Source organism: Shinella sp. M31, from assembly GCF_049199205.1.
Classification (GTDB): Bacteria; Pseudomonadota; Alphaproteobacteria; order Rhizobiales; family Rhizobiaceae; genus Shinella.
This window is the reverse complement of record NZ_JBLZPH010000168.1, coordinates 1-14,516: the sequence shown is the minus strand read 5'-3', so window position 1 is coordinate 14,516 and position 14,516 is coordinate 1. Positions and strand designations below refer to the sequence as shown.

Below are 14,516 nucleotides of genomic sequence, written 5' to 3'. Positions count from 1 at the left end.
TCCGAGACCTCCGCGACATCGAATAGATGACGCGGCAGCTGATTCAGCGTGAAACGCCAGATCAGAACGCTACAAACGCAAAAAACCCGCAGCCCTTTTCAGGACTGCGGGTCTTTATCTAACCTAGGTTAGATTAGAACGAACGCTGGAAGCGGATCATACCACCCCAGGAGTCGCCATCGTCGAGACCGTTGTCGAAGTAAGCAACTTCCGGCGTTACGACGAAGCCCGGAACAACCGTGAAGTTGGCGTTGGCTACAACAGCCAGCTCGTCGGCGTCGTCGAACGAAACCTGTGCGTTCAGCGTTACGCGGTCGGTAACAGCGGCAGATGCGCCGAGCCAGACAGCCCAGTCGCCACCCCAGGTAGCGTAGACGTTCTTGCGGTCGCCGTCCGTGTTCCAGCCACCCATTGCGAAGACCGAAACGCCACCGAAGGTGCCGTCAGCGCGCAGCTTGATTGCGCCTTCTTCAACAGCAGAGTCGTAACCGCCCACGAGCTTGACGCCGAAGGCGCCGCCCGAATAGCCGATACCGCCAACGATGTTCGGGATGTAGTCACGGTCGCCACGGAAGGAACCGATAGCAGCTGCATCAGAACCGCTCGTGTCTTCGAGCGACAGAACTGCCGTGAGGCCAGCGCCGTTGTCGTAGTTGTACTGGATGACGTTGGCGTCGTAGATGCCGCCCGAGATCAGGTCGTCGTTGATGACGTTGCCGGCGTAGCCAACGAACGTGTAGAACGCCGTTTCGGTCTTACCGACGCGGAAGCCGGCCAGGTCGATGTAGGCGAAGTTCAGCGATACGTCCGTACCACCTTCGTTGTTCCAGTTGAAGCGGGTCTCGGTGTAGGTCTTCAGAGCGCCGTATTCGGTGTCGGAAGCCGTTTCGATCTGCAGCGAGAGACGCGACTTGGTGTTCCACTCGTCGCCAAAGCCACCGTTAGCAGCGTTTACGTCGTCGCCGAGCAGCTCACCGCCACCAACGTCAAAACGAACGTAACCACCGATCTTGAGGCAGGTTTCGGTGCCCGGGATGTAGAAGAAGCCGGTGCCAAAAGCGTCGCAAACGCGAACGTATTCCATGGGCTCGGGCTCAGCAGCGACGATAGCGTCGGCAGCCTGTGCGCCGGATACTGCTGCGAGAGCTGCAGCGGAGCCGAGAAGAAGGCTCTTGATGTTCATTTCTGACCTCCAGTCAAAAAGTTTCAAACGGGTCTGGGTTTTTTGCTGAAGGACAGCGTTCCCTGCCCCATCCCCAAGTTCAAGAAGTGGACGATCAACCGCCCCTGCTTCCGAGAGTGAAAATACTCGACGCGGTTCCGTAAGCAATCTCCAAACTGAAAGGAGGCGGACTTTGTGACTGCCTTCGCCCAACGCTGTTGCGGAAAGGACACAAAATGGCGGACAGGGTCGTTAAAAGTTTATGGATTCTTAACAAAACCCCTTATGAAGCGAGCACTTAGCTTGTCGCAACTGCCTACGGACACCGCCCCGTACAGGGCGAAAAGACGGCAGAACACCTTCATAAACATGGCGACGGCATCTTTTCGAAGCCACGCGCCGTCTCCATGCGAGCCTGATATTTAAGCCGCAGACGGAATTGCACGCCTTTCCAACAGACTCGATTCGTCGTGATTCTGGCGAAGACTCGGCTTGGCGAATATGGGAACGAGCCGGTGCAGGTCTCAGCATCTTATGGCGTGGCGGTTTTGCGAGCTTGCCGCCACTGGGAACGACGTGACCTTTTTTGAGGGTTGGAAAAACAGCGCCACGCTTCAATGTGACCACGTCCAGCTTCAGCACATCTATAAGATCGTGGATGCACTTTCATCGCCGGCCACCGGGGCGCGGTTCAACACGCCGTTACCGGAGAGGACATTGTCATAGACGCTTGCGGACGAAAGCGTCATCGCCACAGCTTCAATACCCACGCGATGGAAGCAAGTATGTCGACGTTATCCATGGGCGCAAGCATTGCCCTTGGCCGAGCCGTTGAGTTTGATTGAGGGGGCCCGGCTTGCCTAGAGCGCGACAAACCTATGGCGTAGAAGAGAGAAGCCTAAGCCTCGTCTCTTTGAATGCCGCATTCATATGAAAGAGGAAACTGGCGGAGAAGATGGGATTCGAACCCACGATACCGTTTCCGGTATACTCCCTTAGCAGGGGAGCGCCTTCGACCACTCGGCCACCTCTCCGCTCGCGGTTTCACTATGCGGCAGAGCTTTTGATTGCAAGGCTTTTTTGACAGGCGATGCGAAATGAAATCGTCTTTGCCGCTTTTTCGGATTTTTTCGTTGGAAGATCCGGGTTAGCGCCTGAAGCCGGATAGTATTCAAGCGACGGGTCGTCCCGGAATGGCGGGAATCACTCATTGATTCCTGTGTTTCTCGGAATGACGCGGCTCCGGTCGATTGCCGCACGCGGGGCTATGGACAAGCCTTTTATATAAAGAGGGCAAGATCGGGCATCGGCTTAAATCGTATGCCTGCCTGCAAAACTCCGAAAATTCGCCTCGAAATCGCCGCGTGGTTCCTGCCTTGTTCAACATCGGTTCAGCTTGCCGACGTTAAATGTCGTACAACAAACCCGTTGTTGCGGAAAGGAATATGCATATGACAGTTGTAATTGACGGCACGGATGGGGACGACCTCATCGTTCAGAACTCCAGGGTTGAACTGGATGTCTACACCTATGGCGGCGACGATGAAGTCGTTTTGAACCTTATCGGCACCTATGGCGGCTTCAACAAGGTCAATACCGGCAGCGGCGATGACATTGTGCGCAACAGCTTCGAGGGCGGCAACGTCGTTTATCTCGGCTCGGGCAACGACTATTACACGCACAGCGGCAAGGACTACGACCCGGATTATTATGACAAGGTCTATGGCGGCAGCGGCAACGACGTCTTCAAGGTTCTGACCTACCAGAGCGTCTATAACGGCGACACCGGCAACGACACCTTCTATTCCGCCGGCTTCAAGAACACCTTCAACGGCGGCGACGGCGTCGATACGATCAATTACTCCCTGCAGGATTCGAGCAGCCAGGAAGGCCGCGGCATCTATGTCGATCTCGACAAGGGCTATGCCAAGGCGGTTTCGGGCCGCCTCGAGACGCTGAAGAGCATCGAAAACGCCACGGGCACCAGCTATGCCGACACGCTGATCGGCACCGTCGGCAGCAACGTCCTCAAGGGCGGCAGTGGCAACGACCAACTCGAAGGGCTTGGCGGCAACGACAAGCTCTATGGCGGCAGCGGCGTCGATATCCTTTACGGCGATGCGGGTAACGACAACCTCTATGGCGAGACGGGCAATGACCGGCTCTATGGCGGTTCGGGCGCGGACGACATGTTCGGCGGTTCGGGCAACGACCTGCTCGTCGGTGGGGCCGGCAGCGATCTTCTGGTCGGTGGCTCGGGGGCCGACACGTTCCGCTTCACCAGCATTTCCGACAGCAAGGTCGGCTCGACGCTGCGCGACATTATCGATGATTTCAATCCCGGCAGCGAAGGCGATCGAATCGACCTTCGGTCGATCGATGCCAACATCAATACGTCGGCGGACAACAAGTTCTCCTTCATCGGCAAGGCCGGTTTCTCCGGCACCGCGGGCGAACTGCGTTATTCGGGCACGATCATTTCCGGCGACGTGGACGGCGACGGCGTCGCCGACTTCCAGATCGATGCAGGCCTGACGAAATATTATGGGAGCGATTTCCTGCTCTAAGCAGAAACCTATCGCCGCAATTCAGCGCCGGGGCCCTGCCCCGGCGTTTTGTATTTCGAGGTCATGTGACGGGCGTGAGGCGTTCCAAGGCGTCGGCGAGCGTCTCGGCACTGGGATCGTCCATTGCCCCGCCAAGGTGGCGCTCGATGGCGGCGGCATAGACGGTCCATATCCGCGCCTGCGTCCTGCGGCCTTCTTCCGTCACGAGCACCCAGCGGCCGCGGCCGTCTTCGGGCAGGATTTCGCGGCGCACGAGCCCTGCATTTTCCATGCGGTCGAGCAGGCGCGAGAGATTGTGCTGGGCCAGGAGCGTGCGCTCCTCGATTTCGTAGGGGCGCAGCCTGCCCGTTTCCGTGCGCACCAGTTCCCACAACACATCGTACCAAGCGAGTGGCGGCATGTCGGCAGCCTTGAGGTCCTGCTCGATGGCGCCCAGCAGAAGGCGTTGGGCGCGCATGAGGCGGATCCACAGCCGGGTGGTGGCCTCGGATGGCTTGCCGGTAGTTTCTTTGGGTGAGTCGGGCATAGATGCAATTACATACACCTTGACGGAAATGGCAAGGCTATATACATGCAATTGCATCTACATTGATGTGGAGACCTGCCATGCCCCTTTCCCAGTCCGATCTCACCGCCTATGGCGTCACCCTCCTGCGCGTGAGCCTTGGCGTGATGTATCTCGCCCACAGCGTCGTCCTGAAACTGCTGACCTTTGGCCTTGCCGGAACGGCGGGCTATTTCACATCCATCGGCCTGCCCGGCTGGCTCGCCTATCTGACCTTCGCCGCAGAGGCCGCGGGCGGCCTTATGCTGGTGCTCGGCATCCAGGCCCGCTGGGTGGCGCTGGCCCTTATTCCCGCACTGGCAGGCGCCATCATCTGGGTGCACGGCGCCAATGGCTGGGTGTTCAACGCTCCCGGCGGCGGCTGGGAATATCCGCTCTACCTCATCGTGCTTTCCATCGCGCAGGCCCTGCTCGGTGACGGGCATTATGCGCTCAGCCCCTCGCGCAGCCTGCGCTGACCCAACCCAAAGGAGATATCCCGATGACCGAAGCCCGCCTGATCCTCGTCAGCCACCATCTCTGCCCCTATGTGCAGCGCGCCGCCATCGCGCTTGCCGAAAAGGGCGTTCCCTTCGAGCGTCGCACCATCGACCTTGCCGCCAAGCCCGACTGGTTTCTCGCCCTTTCGCCGCTGGGCAAGGTGCCGCTTTTGCTCGTCCGCCAGCCTGACGGGAGCGAGGTCGTGCTCTTCGAAAGCGCCGTCATCTGCGAATATCTCGAGGATACCGAGACCAGCATGCCGCTTCACCCGGCCGATCCGCTGGCCCGCGCCCAGCATCGCGGCTGGATGGAATTCGGCTCCTCTATACTCGGCGATCTCTGGGGTTTCGAGACGGCGAAGGACGCCGAGACCTATGAGGTCAAGCGCAAGGCGCTGATCGAGAAGTTTTCGCGCGTCGAAGCGGCCCTTGGAGACGGGCCGTTTTTCGCCGGGGAAAAATTCAGCCTCGTCGATGCGGTCTTCGCACCGATCTTCCGCTATTTCGAAACGTTCGACACGATCGCACCGACTGGCATCTTCGATGGTTTCGCGAAGGTTGCCTGCTGGCGCGCGGCGCTGGCGGTGCGGCAGAGTGTCAAAGACGCGGTTGCCGAGGATTATCCGGCACACCTCAGGACGTTTCTCGAACAGCACGACGCCTGGCTGTTGAAGCGCGCGGCCTGATCAGCTCGTCATAGAAAAGAACCGCTGGAAACGGGTGTTTCCAGCGGTTCCTTGTTTCAGCCCTGTCCGGACGGATCAGGTGCGGGCGGCGAGACGATCGATCGCATTCTGCGTCGAGGTGCCGAAATCGCCGTCGATCGGGCCGCTGTAATAACCGCGATCCTTCAGGATCTGCTGGAACTCCTTGCGGAACTGCGGCGTGAAGTTCGCCGGCGAGCCTTTGAGTTCCTGCAGCTTGCCCTGGTCGCCGCCCTCCACGCTGGCGGCGGCCCAGCGGGCAGCCTCCCGTGCGTTGGACCGCGTGCCGAGACCCTGATCATAGAGGCGCGACAGGTTGCCCATGGCGTAGGTGTTGCCGCCATTGGCCGCCTTTTCGTACCAGTTGATCGCCTGGGCATAGTCCTGCGTCACGCCGTTGCCGACGTCGTAGAGCCAGCCGAGCGAGGCCATCGAATAGTAGTCGTTCTGGGCTGCGGCCTTTTCGTACCAGTTGCGTGCCTCGACATAATCGACGGGAACGCCGAGACCGGACTGGTAGGCATAGCCGACCGAGGACATGGCGTTGACGTCGCCGCCTTCCGCGCCCTTCTTGTACCAGTCGAGCGAGACCGCGTCGTCCTTCTGTGTGCCGAGGCCTTCGCGATAGAACCAGCCCATTGTGGCCTGCGCATTGGCATAGCCCTGCTGGGCTGCCTTGCTGTACCACTTGAAGGCCTCGTCATAGTCCTTGCGCGTGCCGTTATAGCCTTCGCGGTAGAGCCAGCCGAGCGACGCCTGGGCGTAGGGATTGCCGGCATTCGAGGCCTGCTCGAACATGCGGGTGCCCTTGGCCATGTCGACCGGGCCATCCGTGCCGTAGATCGAATACCAGGCCAGGTTGGTCAGCGCGTAGAGGTTCCCCTCGTCGGCCGCCTTCTGGTAGTGCTCGCGTGCCTTCGCGAAGTTCTTCGCGGCATCGTAGGCACGGCCCAGCATGTTGCGAACCGAGTTGTCCGACGGATTGGCATTGAGAGCCGCTTCGCAGACGGAGATCGCACGACCGTAGTCGATATTGGCGAAGAGCGTGCCGAGGAAGCCCGGACGCAGGTTCGGTTCGCCGGCCAGCTCATAGCACTGGTCGACATCCGAACCGCTGCTGAGCGTCGACGTCGACTGGTCGGTCGAGGTGACCGTCGATGAACCGGAACTCGACAACGAGGTGCTGTCGTTGCGGCCGGCGGCGAGCTTGTCGATGGCGGCGAGCGTGGCCGCACCGAATTCGCCGTCGGACGAACCGCTGTAATAACCGCGCTCCTTCAAGAGGCCCTGCAGTTCCTTGCGGAAGGCCACGGTGAAGTTGGCCGGGGTTTCCTTCAGCTCCTTCAACTTGTTGGGATCGCCGCTTTCGACGGCGGCAGCAGCCCAGCGGACGGCCTCCTTCGCGTCGGCAGGCGTGCCGAGGCCCTGATCGTAGAGACGCGAGAGGTTGCCCATGGCATAGGAGCTGCCGGCATTGGCAGCCTTCTCATACCAGTAGCGGGCTTCGACATAGTCCTGCTTCACGCCGTTGCCGACGTCATAGAGCCAGGCGAGCGAGGCCATCGAGTAGGAATCGCCGATATTAGCGGCCTTCTCGTACCAGACCTTGGCTTCGGCATAGTCCTGCGACGTGCCGAGACCGTTCTGGTAGGCCCAGCCGAGCGAAGACATGGCATTGGCGTCGCCGGCATCCGCAGCCTTGCGGTACCAGTTCAGCGACTGGACGTAATCCTGCGAGACGCCGAGGCCTTCGCGGTAGAACCAGCCCATCGTGGCCATGGCGTTGGCATAGCCTTGGTTGGCCGACTGCTGATACCATTTCACCGCTTCGGCATAGTCCTGGCGCGTGCCGCCGTAACCCTCGCGGTAGAGCCAGCCGAGCGACGCCTGGGCGTAGGAATTGCCCGCCGTCGAGGCCTTCTCGAACATCGACAGGCCCTTCGGCACGTCGACCGGGCCATCCGTGCCGTAGATCGAGAACCAGGCCAGGTTGGTGAGCGCGTACATATTGCCGAGCTCGATGGCCTTTTCATAGTTGCGGCGCGCTTCGACATAGTTGCGGTCGGCATCATGCGAGCGGCCGAGCAGGTTGACGAGCATGCCGTCGGACGGGTTCTCGTTGACCGCCTGCGCGCAGGCGGTGAGCGCCCGCTTGGCATCGATCTTCAGGAAGTTGACGCCCATGAAGCCCGGCAGCGACTGCGGTTCGCCGGCCAGAAGGAAGCAATCGCGCGACGCGGCCGTTTCCTTCGAGGCGACATCGACGCTCAGGCCCTTCTTCGGCTCCAGAGCGGCGATGAGATGTTCGGCATCGCTGCGGTGCTTGCTGTCCGGATACCGCTCGAGGAAACGCTGGAGGGCGGCCGCATCGGTCGATTCCTTCAGCGCATCCCAGGCGATGCCGTCGGCGTCCTGGCCTTCGTTCTGGGTGGCTTCCTTGAGGCTGGCGAGCTTCTTCTCCGCCAGCATCTTGTAGACCGGGTCCTTGCCGTGCTTGGCGATGAAGGCGTTGATCAGGTCCTCGTCGGCGAGGTCGCGGATGTTCTGCCAGTCGGCCGCCGCTTCGGACTGGCCGTTCGGCGAGACTTCCGTGTTGCCGCTGTTGGTGACGTTGATGTTCACTTCCTTGATGTTCAGGAAGATCTGCGCGCCGCCGAGCGAACCGTAGACGAAAGGCTCCTGCTCGCGGTTGGTGGCTTCCACCACCTCGTCGCGCACCTTGCCGAGCGCGATGCGCACGTCGAGGCCGGGTTCCGTCAGGTATTTCGCAAGCGCCGTGGCAAACGGGCTGTTCTTGCCCTGGCCGTCGAGCGCCACCGTGCCGGCCTTCGAGGCGAAGGCGATCAGCGTGTCGGCGGATTCGGGCTCGACGCGGGCAAGGCCGCGCGTCACGGCACGGGTGCCGATCGAGCGCGTCATCGCGGCGGCGAACGGATTGTTGCGGCAGGCATCGAGAATGAAGAGCTTCAGCTTCTTGGCGCCTTCCAGCGACCGCTGCACGCGGTCGATGGCAACACTTTCATCCTCGACGTCGCGGTCGCTCTTCAGCGCCGCATCGACGGGGATCAGGTAGTTGACCCCGTTCATTTCCATGGCGTGGCCGGAATAATAGACCACCGCCATATCCGCATCGACGGACTCGTCCTCGAAATCGCGCAGCGCCTTCACCATGGCGGAGCGATCGAGATCCAGCACGGTCTTCACACTGTCGAAACCCGCCGCCTCGAACGACGCGCGCATCAGCTCCACGTCGTTGGCGGGGTTGTTCAGCTGAGCGGTCTCTTCGTATTTCTGATTGCCTATCAGCAGCGCCACGCGTTTCGCCTCAGCGGCGCCCGCGTTGAACACGACGACAGCAATCGATACGAAGAACACCGGTGCCCAGCGTTTTTGTATTCGCTTGAACATGCCCTTCCCTCCGGCATTATTGCCGCCAGTATTACGTATGGGGTGAGCGGTTTCAATGACTAAGCCGGTGGATTTTTTTGGCCGGGTCGCCAAAAATCACGCCGGGGCGATTTCAATCCACCGTTCCTCGCGGAACGACTGCGCCATGGCGTGCACCGTCTTCTCGATGCGCAGGCCATGGTTGAAATCGATGGAATGCGATGCCATGCCGGCAATGGCGGCGATCAGCTCGCGGCATTCTATGACCTTGAGATCGTTGAAGCCGAGGCCGTGGCCGGGGGCCGGAATGAAGCGGTCGTAGGGCTTGTGATGCGGCGCCGTCAGCACCGTGGAAAAGCCATGTTCTGTGGCGCGGCCATCGGTCGTATAGAGCTGGAACTCGTTCATGCGCTCCTGATCGTAGAGGATCGAGCCCTTCGAGCCATAGACCTGCAAGGCGATGCGGCCCTTGCGGCCCCAGGCGGAGCGATTGGCCATTAGCACGCCGGAAATGCCACCGGGAAGACGCATCAGGACGCTGGCGATATCGTGGTTCTCGACGGCGCGGCGGCCACCGTCCTTCGTCGGGCGGTCCGCATAGGGCTTGGCCAGCGAGGCGATGACCGCCTCGACATGGCCGAACAGGCTCCACAGCAGCGAGAGCGGATGCACCGCGAAATCGTCGAGCGCGCCATAACCGGAGGACGCCTCGCTCTTCCAGTAGAACGCCGCTTCCGGATCCGCCATGAAATCCTCGTCCATCTCGACACGGACATGGTTGACCGCGCCGATCGCGCCCTCGTCGATCAGCGAGCGGATATGGCGCATCAGCGGGTTCTGGATGTAATTGTAACCCATCACGGCGACCTTGCCGGAGGAGCGCTGGGCGGCCAGCATGCGCTCGGCATCGGCAAAGGCCGTCGCCATCGGCTTCTCGCACCAGACGTGTTTGCCCGCTTCGAGGGCTGCGACCGCCATTTCGGCATGGAACTGGTTCGGCGTGGTGACGGAGATGACATCCACGTCGGGATCGGAGAGCAGGTCGCGCCAGTTGGCCGTCGATTTCGCAAAGCCGAATTCTCGGGCGCGGGTGGCGGCAAGCTCGGGATTGGCCTCCGCCAGATGCACGAGGCGCGGGCGATCCACATCGCCGAAGACCGTGCTGACATTGTTCCAGGCGAGCGCATGGCACTTGCCCATATAGCCGGTTCCGATCAATCCGATGCCAAGCGCTTTCATGACGTCCTCCCTCGCTGAATTCCGCTACGCACCGGCAGAGGAATTGCTATATCTCGCCGCACAGGCGCCTCTTGCGTCATCCATAGCGGGAAAGATTTGGAACGAAAACTATCTTTTCCAAAAATATGGAATATTTATTTCATTTGTCGCAGAATGGCCGCCGAGGAGACCCACGATGAGCAACACCGAAACGGCCCTTTCGCGCGTGCCGCGCGATTTCGACAGCCTGCGCAGCGTCATCATCGAGCGCAAGGCGACCATGCCGAAGCGGCTGGCGCAGGTGGCGGCCTATGCGCTCGCCAATCCCGACGAGATGGCTTTCGGCACCGCCGCCAGCATCGCGACGGCCGCCGACGTGCAGCCCTCGACGCTGGTGCGCCTGGCGCATCATCTCGGTTACGAGGGGTTTTCGGATCTGCAGAACGTTTTTCGCGCCCGGCTGCGCGATCGCACGCTTTCCTATGAGGAACGGCTCGCCTCGCTGGAGGCGGGACCGGCGGCCAACAGCGACACCGAACTGCTCTCCGGTTTCCTGACCGCCGCCAGCCAGTCCGTCGCCCGCCTTGCCAGCACCATCGACGGCGAAACGTTCTCCAAGTCCGTCGACCTGCTCGCCCGCGCCGAAACCATCTATCTCGTTGCCAAGCGCCGCTCCTATCCGCTGACCGCCCATATCGCCTATGCCTTCGGCAAACTCGCCATCCGCCACCAGATCGTCGCCTCCCCCAACGGCATCGACCCGGAAATGGTGCAGTTCGCCACCAGCAAGGACGCTGTGATCGCCGCGAGCTTCGCGCCCTATGCCGCCGAGAGCCTGACGCAGGCGCAGGAGCTGGCCGCCCGCGGCGTGCCCATCGTCGCCATCACCGACTCGGTCTTCTCGCCGCTTGCCGCCTCCGCCACGCATTGGTTCGAGGTCTCCGAAGCCGACTACGCTGGCTTCCGCTCGCTCTCCGCCTCCATGGCGCTCGCCATGGCGCTGCCGGTCGCGATTGCGGAAAAACGTCGCAGCCTGCGCCGCACATCCAAATGAAATGCCGTGAAATAAAAATGGAATGAACATTCCGAATTGACAGAATAATGGAATTCATGTTTCATTTTCCCAGACTATCGCCGCGCTCTCATGACGGCGCCTCGAGACCGGGAGGAAGACATGCCGCACATCGATCAGGCCAGAACGCTTGACGTCATCACGATCGGCCGTTCGTCGGTCGATCTCTACGGCCAGCAGCTCGGCACGCGGCTCGAAGACACCGCCTCCTTCGCCAAATCCGTCGGCGGTTGCCCCGCCAACATCGCCATCGGCACCGCCCGCCTCGGCCTGAAATCGGCGCTCATCACCCGCGTCGGCGACGAGCAGATGGGCCGCTTCATCCGCGAGCAATCCGCCCGCGAGGGCGTCAATGTCGAGGGCATCAAGACCGACAAGGAGCGGCTGACCGCGCTGGTGCTGCTCGCCATCGAATCCGAAGGCGTCTCGCCGATGATCTTCGTGCGCACCGACTGCGCCGACATGGCGCTCGACGAGGGCGACGTGGACGAGGCTTTCGTCCGCTCCTCCCGCGCGGTTCTGGTCTCCGGCACGCATTTCTCGCGCCCCAACACCGAGGCCGCGCAGCGCAAGGCGATCCGCATCGCCAAGGAAAACGGCGGCAAGGTCATCTTCGATATCGATTACCGCCCGAACCTCTGGGGCCTTGCCGGCCATGCCGAGGGCTTCGAGCGCTATGTGAAATCCGATCGCGTCTCCGCCATCCTGAAATCCGTCCTGCCGGATTGCGACCTGATCGTCGGCACGGAAGAGGAGATCCTGATCGCCTCGGGTGCCGATGACGTGCTCTCATCGCTCAAGGCGATCCGCGCCGTTTCGCCGGCAACCATCGTGCTGAAGCGCGGGGCCATGGGTTGCATCGTCTATAACGGCCCGATCTCCGACGATCTGGAAGATGGCGTGGTCGGCGACGGGTTCCCCATCGAGGTCTATAATGTGCTGGGTGCGGGCGATGCCTTCATGTCCGGCTTCCTGCGCGGCTGGCTGAAGGGCGAAGACCATAAGACCTCCGCCACCTGGGCCAATGCCTGCGGCGCCTTCGCCGTCTCGCGCCTGCTCTGCTCGCCGGAATATCCGAGCTGGGACGAGCTCGCCTTCTTCCTGAAAAACGGCAGCAAACACCGCGCGCTGCGCAAGGACGAGGCGATCAACCACATCCACTGGGCGACCAACCGCAAGCAGGACGACATTCCGCTCCTCATGGCGCTCGCCTGCGACCACCGCATGCAACTCGTCGATATCGCCGACGAACTCGGCGTGCCGCATGAGAAGATTTCGCAGTTCAAGCGCCTCACCGTGCAGGCGACAGCCCGCGTCGCAGAAGGCCGCCCTGGCTACGGCATGCTCATCGACGAGCGCTTCGGCCGCGACGCCTTCTTCGACGCCGCCACGCAGAATTTCTCGTGGATCGGCCGCCCGGTCGAACTGCCCGGCTCCAAGCCGCTGCGTTTCGAGTTCAGCCAGGATATCGGCTCGCAACTGGTGGAGTGGCCGCTCGACCATTGCATCAAATGCCTGTGCTTCTACCATCCCGACGATCCGGCCGCGCTCAAGCTGGAGCAGCAGGAGAAGCTGCGCACGCTCTTCGAAGCCGCCCGCCGGGTCGGCCGTGAACTTCTGGTCGAGATTATCGCCGGCAAGAACGGCCCGCTCAAGGATGATACGATCTCGACGGCGCTTCAGGAGCTCTACGATCTCGGCATCAAGCCGGACTGGTGGAAGCTGGAGCCGCAGGCATCGAGCGAAGCGTGGAAGAACATCGAGGCCGTGATTGCCAAAAATGACACCTATTGCCGTGGTATCGTGCTGCTTGGCCTGGAAGCGCCGACGGAGGACCTGGTGAAGGCCTTCGAGGCGACGACGGTGGCGCCGGCCGTGAAGGGTTTTGCCGTCGGCCGGACGATCTTCGTCGATGCCGCCCGCGCCTGGATGGCGGGAAAGATGGATGACGAGGCCGCGATCGCAGACATGGCCGGCCGCTTCCGCGAGCTGACCGACGCCTGGCTTCGCACGCGCGGCCTGTGAATAAAGAGTTTGGGAGGAATACCATGGGCAAGACGATCCGGCTGACGATGGCGCAGGCCGTCACGCATTTCCTGAAGGCGCAGATGACCGTCGTCGACGGCAAGACGGTGCCGATCTTCGCCGGTGTCTGGGGCATTTTCGGCCATGGCAACGTCGCGGGCATGGGCGAAGCGCTCTATCAGGTGCGCAACGAACTGCCGACCCTGCGCGCCCATAACGAACAGGGCATGGCGCATGCCGCCGTCGCCTTCGCCAAGGCCAGCTTCCGCCAGCGTTTCATGGCCTGCACCACCTCCATCGGCCCGGGCGCGCTCAACATGGTGACGGCGGCGGGTGTCGCCCATGTCAACCGCCTGCCCGTGCTCTTCCTGCCCGGCGACGTTTTTGCGAACCGTATTCCCGACCCGGTCCTTCAGCAGATCGAGGATTTCAACGACGGCACCGTCTCGGTCAACGACGCCTTCCGCTGCGTCTCGCGCTACTTCGACCGCATCACCCGCCCCGAGCAGATCATCTCCGCCCTCAAGCGCGCCATGCAGGTACTGACCGACCCGGTCGATTGCGGCCCGGTGACGCTGTCGCTCTGCCAGGACGTGCAGGCCGAAGCCTATGACTATCCGGCTGCCATGTTCGAGGAAAAGGTCTGGACGCATCGCCGCCCCCGCCCCGATACCGACGAACTCGCTGCCGCCATCGCCACACTGCGCAAGGCGGCAAAGCCGCTGATCATCGCCGGCGGCGGCGTGCTCTATTCGCAGGCGACGGCCGAACTGAAGGCCTTTGCCGGCATGCACGGCATCCCGGTCGCCGTGACCCAGGCCGGCAAGTCGGCACTGCCGGACGATCACCCGCTCTGCATGGGCTCCATCGGCGTCACCGGCACCTCCGCCGCCAACGCCTTTGCCGAAGAGGCCGACGTCATCCTCGCCGTCGGCACGCGCATGCAGGATTTCACGACCGGCTCCTGGGCGCTGTTCAAGAACGACGGCGTCAAGATGATCGGCCTCAATACCGTCGCCTTCGACGCCGCCAAGCGTGACAGCCAGCCGCTCGTCGCCGATGCGCGCGAGGGCCTGACGCTGCTGTCGGAAGCGCTCGGCGGCTGGAAGGCGCCCGCCGCCTTCACGGAAACGGCGAAGACCCGCAAGGACACGTGGATGGCGGTCGTCGCCCGCGCGACCGCGCCGACCAATGCCGACCTTCCGTCCGATGCGCAGGTCATCGGCGCGGTGCAGCGCACGATCGGCGGAGAGAATTCCGTGCTCGTCTGTGCGGCCGGCGGCCTGCCGGGCGAGCTGCACAAGCTGTGGCAGGCGCAGAAGCCCGGCGGCTACCAC

The 14,516-nt window shown here is 62.1% G+C and carries 10 protein-coding genes and 1 tRNA gene; 6 read left to right on the top strand and 5 right to left on the bottom strand.

Features of this window, described 5'->3' with window-relative positions:
• Positions 1 to 133: 133 nt before the first annotated feature.
• Together ACOZKU_RS26190 and ACOZKU_RS26185 are read right to left on the bottom strand one after the other, a co-directional pair.
• Positions 134 to 1,183 carry a porin gene (locus tag ACOZKU_RS26190; protein WP_421581369.1) on the bottom strand — a complete coding sequence of 350 codons (1,050 nt, stop codon included), beginning with the start codon at positions 1,181 to 1,183 and terminating at the stop codon, positions 134 to 136.
• Between the two features lie 923 nt (positions 1,184 to 2,106).
• A tRNA-Ser gene (locus tag ACOZKU_RS26185) sits at positions 2,107 to 2,196 on the bottom strand.
• Between the two features lie 417 nt (positions 2,197 to 2,613).
• On the opposite strand from ACOZKU_RS26185, the gene ACOZKU_RS26180 reads away from it, so the two are divergent.
• Entirely contained in the window at positions 2,614 to 3,729 is a 1,116-nt protein-coding gene (locus tag ACOZKU_RS26180) for a calcium-binding protein (RefSeq protein ID WP_421581368.1), read from the top strand.
• A gap of 61 nt (positions 3,730 to 3,790) precedes the next feature.
• On the opposite strand, the gene ACOZKU_RS26175 is transcribed toward ACOZKU_RS26180, so the two are convergent.
• Positions 3,791 to 4,255, bottom strand: coding sequence for a MarR family winged helix-turn-helix transcriptional regulator (locus ACOZKU_RS26175; protein WP_421581367.1), 465 nt, complete (start codon positions 4,253 to 4,255; stop codon positions 3,791 to 3,793).
• A gap of 80 nt (positions 4,256 to 4,335) precedes the next feature.
• On the opposite strand from ACOZKU_RS26175, the gene ACOZKU_RS26170 reads away from it, so the two are divergent.
• Both ACOZKU_RS26170 and ACOZKU_RS26165 read left to right on the top strand, forming a co-directional pair.
• Positions 4,336 to 4,752, top strand: coding sequence for a DoxX family protein (locus tag ACOZKU_RS26170; protein WP_421581366.1), 417 nt, complete (start codon positions 4,336 to 4,338; stop codon positions 4,750 to 4,752).
• Positions 4,753 to 4,775: 23 nt separating this feature from the next.
• A complete protein-coding gene (locus ACOZKU_RS26165; RefSeq protein ID WP_421581365.1) occupies positions 4,776 to 5,459 on the top strand; it encodes a glutathione S-transferase family protein in 684 nt (227 codons plus the stop codon).
• A 75-nt stretch (positions 5,460 to 5,534) separates the two neighbouring features.
• On the opposite strand, the gene ACOZKU_RS26160 is transcribed toward ACOZKU_RS26165, so the two are convergent.
• Together ACOZKU_RS26160 and ACOZKU_RS26155 are read right to left on the bottom strand one after the other, a co-directional pair.
• Positions 5,535 to 8,885: a caspase family protein gene (locus ACOZKU_RS26160; RefSeq protein ID WP_421581364.1), complete on the bottom strand. Its 3,351-nt coding sequence runs from the start codon at positions 8,883 to 8,885 to the stop codon at positions 5,535 to 5,537.
• Between the two features lie 96 nt (positions 8,886 to 8,981).
• Positions 8,982 to 10,103: a Gfo/Idh/MocA family protein gene (locus ACOZKU_RS26155; protein ID WP_421581363.1), complete on the bottom strand. Its 1,122-nt coding sequence runs from the start codon at positions 10,101 to 10,103 to the stop codon at positions 8,982 to 8,984.
• A gap of 175 nt (positions 10,104 to 10,278) precedes the next feature.
• Between ACOZKU_RS26155 and ACOZKU_RS26150 the strand changes: the two genes are divergently transcribed.
• The 3 genes from ACOZKU_RS26150 to ACOZKU_RS26140 all read left to right on the top strand — a co-directional run.
• Positions 10,279 to 11,136 carry a MurR/RpiR family transcriptional regulator gene (locus tag ACOZKU_RS26150; protein ID WP_421581362.1) on the top strand — a complete coding sequence of 286 codons (858 nt, stop codon included), beginning with the start codon at positions 10,279 to 10,281 and terminating at the stop codon, positions 11,134 to 11,136.
• A 120-nt stretch (positions 11,137 to 11,256) separates the two neighbouring features.
• On the top strand, positions 11,257 to 13,179 hold the full coding sequence (locus ACOZKU_RS26145; protein ID WP_421581361.1) for a bifunctional 5-dehydro-2-deoxygluconokinase/5-dehydro-2-deoxyphosphogluconate aldolase: 1,923 nt from the start codon (positions 11,257 to 11,259) through the stop codon (positions 13,177 to 13,179).
• A 23-nt stretch (positions 13,180 to 13,202) separates the two neighbouring features.
• On the top strand, positions 13,203 to 14,516 hold a 1,314-nt coding region (locus ACOZKU_RS26140; RefSeq protein ID WP_421581360.1), incomplete at its 3' end, for a thiamine pyrophosphate-binding protein.